The following is a 14,611-nucleotide window of genomic DNA, read 5'->3' as shown; positions in this document are numbered from 1 at the left end:
GGATCGATCGCGGCCCAGCCGGTCGAAACGAAACTTAGCCTATCCTTATGACCAAGAGCCTGATTGTTGTTATCGGACACTATTGCGCGAAGGGGACACGATGTTCGACGAATCATCCTGGTCCTCCGATCGATTGGTCGAGGATACGGACTACCGGTTCGTGTCGCGGCACTATGCCACCGGGACCCCGTACGGTCTGCGCCTTGTCCGGTACTCCGTGTATCGGGAGGGGAGCTTCGGGGTCCATGTGGAGCCGGATATCCATCAGCTCACCTGGTTTGATGGAGCGATGCTCGGAGTCTTCGCTGATCAGGAGTTCTCTGTGGTTCCACCGACCCATGCCATGTGGATTCCGGCGGGAACCGTCCATGACATCGCCGCACTTGGGCTGGGGACGATGTACTGCGCCTATCTACGTGTGCGGCCCTTCCGGTCGGACTTCGATACACCGTGTCGAGTGGAGATGACCGGACTGATGCGAGAGCTGCTCGACCACCTGTCCGGCGACATCAGCGTTGACGCGGGCCTGCGGGCCAGGGCCGTTCTGCTCGATGCACTTGAATCGATGGCCGGGACAGCACCGTCCTTGACGTATCCCACGCATCCGGTGGCTCGTGCCATCGCCGAGGGCATCGTCGACGACCCGTCGCGCCGAGTGTCAATGGCCGAGGAGGCCTCCCGCCATGGCGTGTCCGCTCGGACGATCCGACGGATATTCCTCACGGAGACGGGGAGCAATTACCAACAGTGGTCCACGGCGGCACGATTGAACGCATCCCTGGAACTGGTGAAGGGCGGATCGGCCCTCGACGAGGTGGCTCGAGCGGTCGGATTCTCCAGCGCTTCCAGCTATGTTTCGGCTTTCAGGAACCACTTTGGAATGACTCCCGGACGGCTTCGAGACGGGCGTGCGAGCGCAGAGTTCTGAGGCTTTTAGCGAATCCGGGCGCAGCCGCACTCTCGGTTGTCGTATTTGGGCAATGGGCGATCATCGCAGTGAGCGCCCCAGGCGATATCGAGCCGCATGGTGTCTATGATGAGGCCGGTCTGCGAGCCGGCTGTAGTCTGTGCTGGGTTAGTCGTGAAAGCTCGTTGGGGCGCGGCCGATCAAGAGGAATATTTGTGCAATTGAGGGGGTCAGTCTGCGAAGGTAGATTTCGCCGCAGCGGGTCGTCAGTGAAGCGTCTAGTTCGGAAGAACCGGGAGGGCAGAACTAAGCTACGTCGTTCATGGTCGCGTTCCGGAACTGCTCGTATTTGTGCTCGAGTAGGTCTCTTTCCGGGCGCTGTCGCCGACTCTTGGGGACTGTCATCAAGCTATTGCCGTGGAGTTCTTGAAGACCGTGTTTAAGCATCGGGCCATCCACCTCTTCCAACAGATCATGTCGAATCTCGACGACATGGTCTGGACGAATTCCGAGGAAGTACCGGTCGAAAGCTGCATGGTGAATTTTGCACATCGCCAGTCCATTGACGACTGAGGCGATGCCGCGTTCATCATTATCGGGCACGATGTGAGCGGCATCCAGAAGACTGGGGTGAGCCAACATGCAGACAGTGCACCGGTTCTCATAGGCAGAAAGCACCATGGACCGGAAAACGGGCTGGTGCACCCGAGCTTTCGCCATTCTATTGAGATAGCGTCGAGCGACCGTTTCGTGTGCTGAATCGCTAAGCTCAAATGCTGCTTGCGCATCCTCAGCGGCGACAAACACAAATTGTTGGTGCTCAGGCTCCTCATCAACGATGAAAACCGGAGCAATGACTTGGTAACGGGCAGGGCTTTGTGCAACTCCGCGGAACCAGATCAGTGGGAGGTGGTTGTTCAGAGCCTCCCGTAGTCCAACGTTTTCAGGGTGGTTGGGATCTGTGCCTCGCCATTTGTACCTAAATCGACCGTCAATTCCGGTGGAGTCTTCGTAGGGAGGTGATTCACCCGGTGCTGTGTACGACGTGCGAAAAGACAAAGCGGCCGAGTAGTTGCCGGGCTTCCAAATGCCCTGCATCGGTGCGATTAGGCGCGTTTCGCTATTTGCAAAATGGAAATCGCTGAGATCCTCACGGGTGAGTGGTTCTCGCCCGCTGTCAGTTCTCATCTCTAACCAGTCGATCGCGGCTGCGCGTAATCCGTCGGGTTCACCGTTGGGCATCTTTGCTCCTGTCTGAATGGTTTTCAGGTGTTGGTGCGCCGGTGGCTAGTTTTTCCACAGTTGGCAAATCTGCCCTCGCCCATTGGAGATTGGAGAGCTGTTCTCGAGTGCACCACTTCATCGAGTCGTGATCGGTGCTAGAGCTTGGAAGTGTGGTCACGTCAACGAAGTAGCACGCCAGATCGATGCGTTTGTCGCCGCTCTGGGTGGTGGCCCGCGTGACGAGATCGCGGACCTTTGCATCGTGTAGGTCGAGTTCTTCGGATATTTCTCGAGACAACGCTTGCTGAGGAGTTTCGCCAGTTTCTATTTTTCCGCCAGGAAACTCCCACTTGCCACCTTCGGCCCTATCTGGGCGGCGCCGGCAAGCGAGAATCCTGCCGTGGTGCTCGATCACAGCGCCGACGACTCGGATGACTTTCACCATGTTCTTAGATTATGTCAACGATCAACCAATGTCGTTCCTGATCAGGATTGCATTATCGAAGTTAACTATTCGGCGACTCAAGACACGGGCATATTGAGACGAAGAGCCTCCCACGCGAACGTCGCGATCCAGTGCGACGACACATACTCGTCCGAGATAGCGGCTTCGAGGCCAGGAGCCATCAGCGAATCGACTCGGGTGAGCATGCCTTTCGCCTGGGCGTGAAGGTCCTCGTCTCCCGACTTCTCAGCGATCGCCTCAAACTTCGGAGCCAATCGCATCACCGATGCCGCAACTGAGAGTCCTAAACCGTAAAGATGGCTCTGTTGACCGTCGGTCGGGTCGAGGACCTTGACGGGTGTGAGCGCCGGCGACTCGGGGGACAGTTCCGAAAGGCAACTCGACAGCCATGACGCTAGCTCATCCTCGGTGAGGATCTCAGCCATGAGGTCGGCCTCGCACAGGCCGGGGGAGAGGAAATCGTGGCCGCTTTGTTCCTGGGTGAAGTTCCAGGCGGCATCTTCGGCGAAGAATCGACGCGCCGCACCGGCAATCACGTCGATGACATCATGCCGGTCTGCGGCACGAGCACCGATGAGAATCCGGCGCAGCCCGAAGGCTGTATTCGAGTGCACCCCGTGTCGAACCGGCGCGGCCACCTTCGGTAGCCATGTCGATGTAAGATCGAAGACCGTATCCGCGAGCACTTGAGTGTTCGCGCCGAGCGCACGCAACTCGCCTACTTTGCTGGCATTGAGCACTCGGTTGAGCTCGACAGTCCAGGCCCAGCCATACGGCCGCTCCCACGAAGGATTCTCACGGAGGAAGGCCGCCTCAGCGAACATATTTTCCTCGCTCAGATGCGAAGACAGGACCTCGATCGCGCGTTCGCGCCAACCGGCACCCTGGGCCACCTCAGTCTCCAGCAGCGATGCCAGCAGGTAGTGCATGTGCACGCTCGAATGCCAGTCATATGAGTTCGCGAATGCGGGGTGCTTCTCCACCGCCGGCACGATATCGGCCAGACTCCGCGCCAGATGGTGGGAGGCGAACGGATATTCACGGGTGATGTTGCTCAGTGCCACCTCGGCGAAGGGGTGGACGTAGTCGTCAATCTGCGGCATGGATCCTCATCGGCTCGGGGGTTTCCACTCTACTGGGATGATCGCCGGACCAGGTGGCGAACCGCAACGGCTAGGCTGGATCGGACCAGGACCAGCCCTAGTCTCGACGTGCCGGAAAGGACCAGTGAGCAATGACGCGGATCCCCGAGGTATTCGGCCCGACGGTCGATGAGCACACTCGGTGCGTCCACTACGCCACCGAGCTCGATATCATCGCGATCCGCTTCGCCTGCTGCGACCGCTACTATCCTTGCCACCTTTGCCACTCTGAGACTGCCGATCATCCCGCGCAGCAATGGCCAGGGGAGAAGTTCGACCAGCCCGCCATCCTGTGCGGGAACTGCTGGAGCGAACTGACGATCAGCGCCTACAAAGCAACCGATGAATGCCCGGAATGCGCCGCGCAGTTCAACCCACGGTGCGCTACGCATTCCCATCTCTATTTCGCCGGTCAGTGACTAATCCGGTCAGTGCAGGAACTGCATCACCACGATCATTGCTGCCATCCCCCAACAGTCGAAAGAAACTAGAGGGCGCCTTCGGACGATGTCATGGACAGCGCAGATCACCAAGAGCACGGCGAGGACGACGACAGCCACCGTCAGGAACGTACTGATGAGCGACATGTCGCCGGCATGATGACCGTGACCGCCGGCATGCGTCGAACCGCTCATATGCGCCCCATGGTTGAGGACCTGCCACGCCATGACCGGATAGGTGATGGCGGAGAGGATCGCAGCCGTCGGTCCCGGGTGCGACTCCCCGGAACCGCTACGTTCAGACGCGGCAGATGACCGAAGCCCGCGGTCGGCCTCCGACTCCGGCGCGCCGTCCGGGCCACTCGCGACGAGAGCGGGGGACCGCCTCGGCGAGGGAACCTCGGACGACGATCGGAGGAACACTGCCAAGCAGATCCCGGCGAGGAGCAGCGCCCCCGACCAAACGACTGCCGGGACGAGGGCGGTGTAGGCCAAATCGATCATGGCAAGAACCATCACGACCGCGGCGACGATGGCCGGTCGTCCTTTCGACGCAACGGCGCCGGTGAGGCACAAGACTCCCGATGCGACCATGAGGAACGATGCCACGCTGCTCATCGTGGATTCCCCTCAGTCGCACTCGCAGGAGTGCCCGGTCTCGGTGCTGCAATGACCCGATTTCGGGCGCGGCACGTCGAGGGCGGGGTTCCTGTCGAAGAAGCCATAGGGCTTCATTGTGAACCCGAGCTTGTCGACGGGCATGATCGGCCAATCCTCGGGACGGGGGAAGTGTGTCATCGCGAACGACGCCCACACGACGATGTCGTCACCATCGACCGGTCGCTGCTGCTCGATCCACTGCGTAATGGTGCCGGCACCCGGGTTCTGATTCGGATACGTACCTGAGGGGAACCGCTCATCCGCGTCGAAGTGCGTCAGCCACATGTGCTTCGACCCGAAGTCTGCCCGCTTCGAGATCGACGAACCTTCGGCCGCCATCATCGTCGGCTCGTCGGGCACGCGCAGCTCATAGCCGACTGGGAAGCCGTGCCGATTGGTCTTGTCCGGATTGACGATGTGCCAGACCCGCCCGGCCTCACCATCGGCTGTCCGTCCGCCCTCGGCGGTGAGTCGGGTGAGCTTGCGGGTGAAGGCGTTGCCGTAGGGGTTGTCGTCGCCGAAGGGCACGCGGACAGCTTCCTGCTCGTCGACGGCGTTGGCGATGCCGTCGACCTGCATGTCGAGCCGAGCACAGAACATGTGCTGATGGAAGGGCATGCCCAGTCCCTCGTCGCCGAGGGGAGACGACCAGCGTTGCCGCTGAGCCTCGTCACCGTATACGGCCGTGTAGACGATGCCGGTGGCCTTGCACTCGAGTTCGATCGTGCCGTCGAGGTAGAGGTACCAGTAGAAGCCGTAGTCGTAGTTGCCGACGGTGATGAAGAAGGAGATGACGAGGCGGCGGTTCCGGCGCACATCGACGGCGCCGGTGAATTCGTCGGTGTGCTTGAACAGGATCCCGGCATCCTCTTCGTGGATGCAGATGGCGTTCGTGATCGTGTGCGCATGCCCCTGATCATCGGCGAGCACCGCGTCCGAGTAGTGGATCTCGCCGAGGCAGTCGCAGCCCAGTTCGAGTGAGTTCGTGTTCTTGCCCATCGAGTACTCGCCGGCGTCGAAGTAGTTCTGCCAGAAGCGCACCGGGCTGGGGTCGCCGTAGGGCACGACCATCTCCGCCACCGAGGCGCGGTAGACGATGGGGCGGCGCTCGCCCTCGTCATCGAAGCTGATCTGATGGAGCACCAGGCCTTCGACCGGATCGAAGCCGAGTCGGACCTGCCACTTCTCCCAGTCGAGGACATCCCCGTTCAGGGTGAAGCTCGCGCCCTCGGGTTGGGTGATCTCGATCGGCTTCTGCGTCGTCCGCGGCTCGGGAAGCCAGGAATCGAGATGGTAGTCGAAGCGCTCCTGGGGCACGGGCACGATGTCGGTATCGACGACCTCGACGACCTCACCGGTGTTGAGGTCGAGGTAGGCGACGAGCCCCTCGAGCGGATGCGCCCACGCGTTGTCCTGCGGGTCCGACTGAATGAAGGACGAACCGCGTACGAGGCGGCGGCCGGCCTCGCCGGGAATGTCGAAGCATCCGGCCGAGAGCGCGCAGATGCGCACGGTCTCGACATCGGTGATGCCGCGAGCCGCGACGGCCGCCCGCCACGTCGCATCGTTGCGGATCATCTGCTCGGCTTCTTCGTACTCGGTCATGGTGATCGGAGCCTGACCCTCGGCCGCGACATCGAGCACACGGGCGAAGAGGACCTTGCGCTCGGTCAGCGAGACGAGGAGCTCCGTCTGCTCCCCGGTGTCGCGATCGATGATGAGCGAGCGCACGCGGCGGTCGAGGTCGGTGGCACCTGCGATGACCTCGCGCTTATCCGGTTCGACGAGGCTGACGAGAGCGAACAGCGTCTGCTCGCTCACGTAGCCGGCATCGACGATGATGGCCCGGTTGAGCTCGATCTCCTCACCGGTCAGGCGGTCGAGGGGATGTGCAGTCGAAGTGCCGACGGCGGTCGTTGTCGGTGCAGTCATGGTCTTCACATGCCTTTCTGTGTATCGAGTTTGCTGTCGAGAGCGGGGTCGAGGTCGTCGAGCAGATCCTGAGGATCGGCGGGTGTGGGGCGGAAGACGCGGACCCGGTGCCCGCGGACGTATCCGATCAGGGCCAGCGCGGCGAGGGCACCGAGGGTGCCGAGAGTGAGGGCCGTGAACGGTCCCTGATCGACGCCCCATTCGTCGAGGAAGTTGTACTCCTGCCCGAAGAGCCGATCGAGTGTGCCGGGGAAGATCGCGACCCAGGATCCGAGCAGGATCCAGAGGAAGGCGATGCCGCCGATGATGGTGAACCCGACATTTCCGACAGGCACCTGGAAGGGGCGTTCGATACCGGGATGCTTCCACCGCAACTTGATGGCCGCGGGAATGATGAGCAAATAGCTGAGCAGGAAGGTCGAGATCGAGATTGAGAGGACGACCCCGAACAGTGCACCGGCATCACCGCTGAGCTGCATGGCCGCGATGAGGAACACCGTGGCGACGGTCCCCGAGAGCAGATTGACCTTGACCGGTGTGCCCAGTGTGCGGGAGATCTTGCCGAAGAAGCCTCCGAAGAAGGCGCCGTCGGCCGCAGTCAGTGCCTGCATCCGATCGCTCATGATCATCCAGGCCGCGCCTTGTGAGGCGAGGATGATGACGAACATCAGTGCTGCGAGCACGACCATGAAATCAGCGGCGGGACCGTAGACGGTGAACACCGTCTGCACGGCGTCGAGGAGTCCACCGATGCCGGTGATCGTCTCGGTCGGCAACACGAGCAGCATGGCGAGGACCGGCAGGAGATAGCAGAGCGCGGAGATGAAACCGGAACGTGCGATCGAGACGGGGATGTCCTTCTTCGGGTTCTTCATTTCGTCCGAGGCGCTGTTCGATGCCTCGAACCCGAGGTAGGAGAACAGCAGGAGCGGCACAAGCCCTAGGAAACCGCCGAGGCTGGGGCTGAAGTCCGAGAGGTGGAGCGGCTGAACGCCGTGCTGGGCGGCATAGATGATCGTGGTGAAGAGGAAGAACGCGATGAAGATGACCTTGAGCACGCCGCCGAGCGTGGGCAGCCACTTCGCCTTCGCCAGCGACAGAATCGCCGCGATCACCGTGATCCAGATGAAGACGATCTTGAAGATCCAGTCGCCGATCGACCCGGCCTCGAGCGGGCTGATGAACTGGTTCCATGTGCCGGTGGCGAGGAACGCCATCGAACCGCCGACCCATACGGGCTGGGTGACCCAGCTGAGGATCGAGGCGATCGCGCCGAACGGCCGGCCGAAAGCCTGGCGGACCCAGATATAGGCTCCGCCCTCACCGACGAAGGTGCTGCCGGTCTCGGCGAAGACGAGCGCGTAGGGCACGAGGAAGAAGATCGCGAGGACAAGCGTCCATGTGAAGGTCTCCGCACCGAATCCTGCGGTCTCGGCGAGGACCTCGATGCTCAATACCGCCGACATGACGATGAGCACGATGTCGAATCGGCCGAGCGTCTTCTTCAGATGCTGCTTCTGTTCGTCCGCGTATGCGGTCGTGCGTTCAAGGGAAGACACCATCCACCTCCTTGTGAGTGGGCGTCCGATAGAGTTCTTTGAGTTACACCGTAAAGAATTGCACGGGCGGCCGCCGATTGACAGAGTTACGGCCATACCGATCCGCGTTTGCCTGCATCACTTCAGGAGATAATGGAGCCATGGCACGACCGAAGAATCAGGCGGGACGCCGTGCACAGCTGGTGCAGGCGGCGAAGCAGGCGATCGCGCAGCGCGGACTCAACGGACTGCGCGCCATCGACGTGGCCGCACACTCGGAACTGGGTGCCGGATCGGTGGCGTACTACTATCCCGACCTCGGAGACCTAGTGCGAGAAGTACACGAGGACGCGGTGTCGCGGTTCTATTGGAGCCGTCGCGAGCAGGGGAGCGCAGACGAGCCGCCGGCGACCAGGCTCGCCCGGATCATCCGCAGCGGCATCCCGCGCTCACGCGACGACGTCGACTTCCAAGTGCTCAATGAGCTGCATACCCACGCGTACAGGGATACCTTCCACGCAGGGCTCATGGCGGAGATGTATCGGCTCGAAGTCTCCCTCTACGCCGCGGTGCTCACCGAGGGCGTCGATTCCGGAGCCTTCACAATGGCCCTGCCCGAGGAGACGGCGGCGAGCAACCTCGTGGCCCTCGAAGACGCCTACGGGCTGCACTTCATGGGCGGGACACCGCTCGACGTCGATGACATCTTCCGGCTCATCGCCGCCAACGCCGAGGTGCTGACCGGGTGCAGGCTGGTGGAGGCGACATTAGGGTGACTGGATTGCACCTCATTTCTGCGCATTCTGCCTTCCTGCGAATGCAGTTCGGCGCCAGCTCGTGACGGAGCTGGCGCCGAGAACTGCATTGGCGTTGGCAGTTGCGCTTAATAGCGGGGGCTACTGAACGAGGAATCCGCCATCGACTGGGAGTGAAACACCTGTGATGAACTCTGAGTCAGAAGACAGGAGGAAGCTGATTGCGGCGGCCACGTCATCTGGTTTCGTCAGGTGTCCCATGGGGATCGGGGCGGCGAGCTCAGCCTTTTCAGCTTCTAGGTCAGCACCGGTCTTACCGATGAGTCCATCAATGAGCGGAGTGTCTGCATCTGCAGGGCAGACGGCATTGACGCGAAGCTTGTCTGAAGCGTGCTGTAATGCCATCTGACGAGTGAGGTTGACGACTGCGCCCTTTGACGCAGCGTAGGCGCACTCGTCCTTGTTGACGACGAAGCCGAAAACCGAAGCGATATTGACGATCGAGCCGCCCCCAGACTTGACGATCTCTGGAATCGCGTATTTGCCAGTGAGGAAGATGCTCTTGACGTTGACATTCATCATCGTGTCCCACGCTTTCTCAGTGCAGTCCACCACTCCTCCCTCCCCGAGAGCAATCCCTGCACAGTTGACGACGCCGTGGAGCCCACCGAACTCAGTAGTGGCCTGGGCGACTGCAGATTCGACTGCGTCGGCCTCGGTGACGTCGGCTTCCAACGCGATGGCATGACCGTCAGCGACGGTATTGATTTCCTCCGCCACCGTCTCCGCCGATTTGAGTTGCAGGTCCAATACGCCGATGCGAGCTCCTTCAGAGGCCAAGCGCAGGCTGGTTGCTCTGCCCAAACCGGATCCACCGCCAGTGACGATGAAGATCGAGTTTTCAAAACGTGCCATTGATTCTCTCCTTTTGATTGCAGCCAGTTCAGACCGGCTCATTGTTTTCTGGACGTTTGACGGAAGGGATGCTTGGTGAGTTCTCATCTATGTCGGTGAGGGATTCGAGCGGTGAGCTCATCTCGTCGACGGTGGTGTCCGATTCCAGGCGATCAGCCATGCGTCGCGTTCGGCGCATGAGCACGAAATAGATGATTCCCGGCAAGGTCAGGGCGATGATCCAGGCGTAATCGATTCCGCCGACTGCTTCGAAGAGGAATCCGGTGAAGAACGCAGTGCTCATGAATGGGATCTCAACCAGCATTGTCGCGCCGTAGGCGATCAGTGCACGCGAATTGAATCGACCGTATCGCCCATTGGGATCGAAGATGTCGCCGACGACGTATCGACCCTTTCGGACGAAGAAGAAATCGACGAGGTTGATCGTGGTCCACGGGAACAACATGTAGCCGAGAACAAGCAGTAGGTTCTCGAAGAAGGTCATGAAGTCGCTGCTCGCCAATACGGCCACCAAAGTGGCGACGGCAAAGACGATGAGGAACAGCACCGCTCTAGCAGACAAGGTTGTCTTGACTCGTCTGAAGGTATCAACGATTGTGGTCAGCGACATGAATGCGCCATACAGATTGAATACGTTTGTAGCAATGACGCCTATCACGATGAATATATAGACCGCCGGAGCTAGCGCGCTTGGGAAGAGCCCTGCAATCGTCTGACTGGGCTGGGAGCCGTACTCGGGGAAAATCGTGGTCAACATGGCGCCGAGCGTCATCAGCCATGTGGTGCTGACCACAAGGCCCAGATAAGTGAAAATGAATGTCTGTTTTCCGCTGGTGCTGCTTGGCAGGTATCGCGAATAGTCCGCAACGTACGGGGCAAACGTCAATTGCCAGGTTGCTGTCGCAGCAATGAGCAGAAGGAACGCGGTGCCGTTGAAATTGCCGGCATTCCAAGAGTTTGACGGAAGACCGTGTTGTATCACCACTGCCGTCACAGCCAGGAACCCTGCTCCGAGAATGATGGCGAACCAGCGTTCGATCTTGTGAATGAGGTCGTGACCGTAGAAGGTGATTACGAGAATCACCAGGCCTGAGATGACGATGCCCCAATTCTTTCCTATTGGTGTGCCCGCGTCGATGGCGTCTCCAGCAATAACTGAATTGCTTGCGAGATAGCCGATGTACATGATGAGTACTGCGAACAAAGGGATGGCTGCGCCAAAGACTCCGAACTGCGCGCGGCTCTGAATCATCTGGGGGATTCCGAGAACCGGGCCTTGCACAGAGTGACCGGCGACAAAGAATGCGCCGAGGAAATTGCCGCAAATGATTGCGACGACGCTCCAGAACATGTTGAGACCGGAGAGAACCCCGATACCTCCAGTCAGAGTGGTCAACACCATCATGTTGACGCTGAACCAGAGGGGGAACTGGCTGGCGGGATGTCCATGCCGCTCGTTGTGTGGAACAAATTCGACTGATCGGAGTTCCGGGACTTTTGCACTCATTTTCTGCTCACTTCTTTGTGGTCTCTATTGAGATTGCGTATGGAGCTGTCTGACCGCGTTGCACCTTTCCCGTATTCGCGAAAGATGAGACACGAAGGGCCAAATGGTGCTTCACCCCCACTGCAGCCAGGTCGTCTTGAAGTCCGAGTAGTTCTCCAGGGCGTGGACGGAGAGGTCGCGGCCGAAGCCGGACTGCTTGAATCCGCCGAAGGGCGTGGTGAAGCCCAGGGCGTCGACGGTGTTGACCGAGACAGTGCCGGCGACCAGGCGCGCGGAGACCCGATGGGCCCGGGCCATGCTGCCCGTCCACAGGGCCGCGGCCAGACCGTAGGGCGTTTCGTTGGCTTTCGCGATCGCCTCCTCCTCGGTGTCGAAGGGGGTGACGAGGGCGACCGGTCCGAAGATCTCGTGGCTGTGCAGGCGGTGATCGGCAGGCAGGTCGGTGACGATCGTCGGGTCGATGAAGGTACGGCGGCCGTTGATCTCCGGGCGGTTGCCGCCCTGGACGATGGTGCCGTCCGCGCGAGCCTGTTCGATGCATTCCCACACCTCATCGGCGTGCTTCTCGGACACGAGGCAGCCGATCGCGCTCTCGGGATCGAGCGGATCCCCGGGCTGGAAGTCCTCTGCCGCGTCCTCGAGCAGATGGACGAACTCCTCGTACACGGGGCGTTCGACGAAGATCCGGGAGGTGGCCGAGCAGACCTCTCCCTGGTTGTAGAAGATGCCGAACGCCGCCTTCCGAGCCGCGGCAGCGAGGTCATCGGTGTCGGCGAAGATGACGTTCGCGCTCTTGCCTCCGGCCTCGAGTGCCAAACGCTTCATATTGGACTCCCCGGCGTAGACCTGGAGCTGCTTGGCGACCTCGGTGGACCCGGTGAAGCCGAGCATGTCGACGTCCATGTGCCGGGCCAGTGCCGTACCGACGACAGACCCGCGACCGGGAACGACGTTGAGGATGCCCGCGGGCAGCCCCGCCTCGGCAGCGATCTCGGCCAGCAGCAGGACCGAATGCGAGGCCTCGACCGGCGGTTTGACGACCAGTGCATTGCCGGCCGCCAGGGCGGGCGCGATCTTCCACGTCGCGATCTCCAGCGGATAGTTCCACGGAACGATGACCCCGATGACGCCCAACGGTTCGCGGGTGACGAGCGCCGTCGACCCCGCCGGGGTCACGGGAATCTCGTCGCTGAGCTTCTCGATCGTCTCACCGTAGAAGCGGAACAGGGCCGCGGCCCCCGGGGCGTCGATCGTCGAGGACTCACCGATCGGCTTGCCCATGTCGAGCGTGTCGAGGAGGGCGAATTCGTCCGACCGCGCTTCGATGAGATCGGCCAGGCGCAGCAGCACCTCACGTCGATGGGTCGCCGAGGCGCGCGACCACTCGCCGCCATCGAACGCGGCGCGAGCGCTCGCCACCGCAGCATCGACATCGGATCCGTCACCGAGGTGGAGCTGCGAGATCACCTCACCGGTGGCGGGGTTCGTCTTCGGATGAGTCTGCCCCGAGCGTGCATCGACCCGTTGCCCGTTGATGACTGGGCGTCCGTCGATGCTCAGAGCCGCTGCTGCGGCCTGCCACTCGGCCAGGGTCGCCGGTCGGGTCGTGGTGTCGGTCAGGGTCGCGGTCATGGAAGGTCTCCTTCGAGTGTGGTGCGGGAAGCGAGTGGGCAGTGACAGCGGTCAGCGGTCGCCGGAGGGTTCGACGGGCGAGGGGCTGGGGCCTTCGGCCGGCGCTGCCGCCTCGGCGACGGGGGAGGCCGATGACTCCTCGAGGTCGTCGGAGCGCAGCAGGTCGATGCCGCGGGTCTCGGGCAGCGAGGCGACGGTGACGATGCCGATGACACCGACGACGGCGAGGAACCACCCCGGGCTCAGGGTGCTGCCGGTGGAATCGATGAGCCAGGTGAGGATGTACGGCGCCGTGCCGGCGAAGAGTGCGGCCGTCAGGGCGTAGGCGATGGACAGACCAGTCTGCCTCGTGCGGGTCGGGAAGAGCTCGACGACGGTGGCGGCGTGAGTGCCGAGGATGATCGCGAGGATGAACGCCAGGCCGAACGTCGAGACGAAAGAGGCCCAGGGGTAGTCGGCGCCCATGAGGAGGAACAGCGGAACCGAGAGCACGGTGAGCGCGATGGCCGCAGTCATGAGCACGGGCTTGCGTCCGAACCTGTCCGAGGCGAGGCCCGCCAGAGGGACGATGATGAGTCCGAGCGCCGAAGCCAGAGTCGACAGCAGCGCCGCCCGGCCGGGTTCGATGCCGACCGCTGTCTCCAGGTAGGTGAGCAGGTAGACGAGGACGACGTAGAAGGTGACGTTCATGAACGTCTCCATGCCGCAGGTCTGGAGGAACTGCTTGGGATTGCGCTTGAACACCTCACGCAGCGGTGCCTCGGAGACGGTCTCCATCTTCTGCAGGGCCTCGAACTCCGGGGTGTCCTCGATCTTCCGGCGGATGTAGAGGCCGATGAAGCCCAGTGGCACGGTGATGAGGAACGGGATCCTCCATCCCCAGGCGCTGACCTGGTCGGGTGTGAGCGCTTGGTTGAGGAGGAAGACGACGAAGGAGGCGAGGAGGAATCCGGCCAGCGAGCCGACCTCGAGCCAGCTGCAGCCGAAGCCGCGGCGCTTCGGCGGTGAGAACTCGCCGAGGAAGGCCGCCGCGCTGCCGAATTCGCCACCGGCGGCCAGGCCCTGGACGATGCGGGTGACGATGAGGAGGATCGGAGCGAGCACGCCGATCGTTCCGTAGGTCGGGAGCACACCGAGGACGAGCGTCGATAGGGCCATGGCGAGGATGACCAGAGACAGGGTGTGCTTGCGGCCGAGCTTGTCGCCGAGTCGGCCGAAGATGACCGCACCGATCGGGCGGACGAGGAATGACACGGCGAAGACCGCGAAGGTGGCGAGCAGTCCCGCGGTGCTGTCCTCGTCGGGGAAGAAGATCGCCGCGATCGTCGTGGCCATGTAGGCATAGACCGCCCAGTCGAACCAGTGCACGAGAACACCGATCGATCCGGCGATCACGCTCTTGCGCAGACCTTTCTGATGGGCCAGCCCCGCGGCGGCCTGTGTGTCACCTGACATATTCGAGTCCTCCTTCGGATTCGTTGTCGCCACCGTTG

General features: G+C 61.7%; 13 protein-coding genes. 3 read left to right on the top strand and 10 right to left on the bottom strand.

All coding sequences use genetic code 11. The features are described 5' to 3' along the window. Window positions 1–100: 100 nt before the first annotated feature. Complete coding sequence (locus HK401_RS07150) at window positions 101–928, top strand: AraC family transcriptional regulator (protein ID WP_181273983.1); 828 nt, start codon at window positions 101–103, stop codon at window positions 926–928. Between the two features lie 285 nt (window positions 929–1,213). Here HK401_RS07150 and HK401_RS07145 read toward each other — a convergent pair whose 3' ends face one another. The 3 genes from HK401_RS07145 to HK401_RS07135 all read right to left on the bottom strand — a co-directional run bounded on the left by HK401_RS07145 (window position 1,214) and on the right by HK401_RS07135 (window position 3,700). Then, window positions 1,214–2,149: an HNH endonuclease gene (locus HK401_RS07145; protein WP_181273982.1), complete on the bottom strand. Its 936-nt coding sequence runs from the start codon at window positions 2,147–2,149 to the stop codon at window positions 1,214–1,216. Continuing rightward, entirely contained in the window at window positions 2,136–2,576 is a 441-nt protein-coding gene (locus tag HK401_RS07140; RefSeq protein WP_181273981.1) for a (deoxy)nucleoside triphosphate pyrophosphohydrolase, read from the bottom strand. Before HK401_RS07140 ends, HK401_RS07145 begins: the two co-directional genes overlap by 14 nt. A 77-nt stretch (window positions 2,577–2,653) precedes the next feature. Beyond that, window positions 2,654–3,700 carry a DUF2891 family protein gene (locus tag HK401_RS07135; protein ID WP_181273980.1) on the bottom strand — a complete coding sequence of 349 codons (1,047 nt, stop codon included), beginning with the start codon at window positions 3,698–3,700 and terminating at the stop codon, window positions 2,654–2,656. Window positions 3,701–3,831: 131 nt separating this feature from the next. On the opposite strand from HK401_RS07135, the gene HK401_RS07130 reads away from it, so the two are divergent. After that, entirely contained in the window at window positions 3,832–4,158 is a 327-nt protein-coding gene (locus tag HK401_RS07130) for a CHY zinc finger protein (protein WP_172172645.1), read from the top strand. 9 nt (window positions 4,159–4,167) lie between these two features. Here the strand turns inward: HK401_RS07130 and HK401_RS07125 are convergent, their stop codons facing one another. From HK401_RS07125 to HK401_RS07115, 3 genes are read right to left on the bottom strand one after another with little or no spacing between them, the layout of a single operon-like run. Continuing rightward, window positions 4,168–4,797, bottom strand: coding sequence for a hypothetical protein (locus HK401_RS07125; RefSeq protein ID WP_172172643.1), 630 nt, complete (start codon window positions 4,795–4,797; stop codon window positions 4,168–4,170). 12 nt (window positions 4,798–4,809) lie between these two features. Further along, the gene (locus tag HK401_RS07120; RefSeq protein WP_181273979.1) at window positions 4,810–6,771 is read right to left on the bottom strand and encodes a primary-amine oxidase; all 1,962 of its coding nucleotides are present in this window, start codon (window positions 6,769–6,771) and stop codon (window positions 4,810–4,812) included. Between the two features lie 5 nt (window positions 6,772–6,776). Further along, window positions 6,777–8,333: an APC family permease gene (locus tag HK401_RS07115; protein ID WP_181273978.1), complete on the bottom strand. Its 1,557-nt coding sequence runs from the start codon at window positions 8,331–8,333 to the stop codon at window positions 6,777–6,779. 137 nt (window positions 8,334–8,470) lie between these two features. Here HK401_RS07115 and HK401_RS07110 point away from each other — a divergent pair, with 137 nt between their 5' ends. Further along, a complete protein-coding gene (locus tag HK401_RS07110; protein ID WP_181273977.1) occupies window positions 8,471–9,085 on the top strand; it encodes a TetR/AcrR family transcriptional regulator in 615 nt (204 codons plus the stop codon). Window positions 9,086–9,205: 120 nt separating this feature from the next. On the opposite strand, the gene HK401_RS07105 is transcribed toward HK401_RS07110, so the two are convergent. From HK401_RS07105 to HK401_RS07090, 4 genes are all read right to left on the bottom strand, one after another. Continuing rightward, a complete protein-coding gene (locus HK401_RS07105; protein ID WP_181273976.1) occupies window positions 9,206–9,979 on the bottom strand; it encodes an SDR family NAD(P)-dependent oxidoreductase in 774 nt (257 codons plus the stop codon). A gap of 28 nt (window positions 9,980–10,007) precedes the next feature. Further along, on the bottom strand, window positions 10,008–11,486 hold the full coding sequence (locus HK401_RS07100; protein WP_181273975.1) for a purine-cytosine permease family protein: 1,479 nt from the start codon (window positions 11,484–11,486) through the stop codon (window positions 10,008–10,010). A gap of 111 nt (window positions 11,487–11,597) precedes the next feature. After that, the gene (locus tag HK401_RS07095; RefSeq protein WP_181273974.1) at window positions 11,598–13,118 is read right to left on the bottom strand and encodes an aldehyde dehydrogenase family protein; all 1,521 of its coding nucleotides are present in this window, start codon (window positions 13,116–13,118) and stop codon (window positions 11,598–11,600) included. A 51-nt stretch (window positions 13,119–13,169) separates the two neighbouring features. Beyond that, a complete protein-coding gene (locus tag HK401_RS07090) occupies window positions 13,170–14,573 on the bottom strand; it encodes an MFS transporter (protein ID WP_181273973.1) in 1,404 nt (467 codons plus the stop codon). Window positions 14,574–14,611: the final 38 nt, after the last annotated feature.

Source organism: Brevibacterium oceani, from assembly GCF_013623835.1.
GTDB lineage: Bacteria > Actinomycetota > Actinomycetes > Actinomycetales > Brevibacteriaceae > Brevibacterium > Brevibacterium oceani.
The sequence above is the reverse complement of the archived record's forward strand: the minus strand, read 5'-3'. Positions and strand labels throughout refer to the sequence as shown.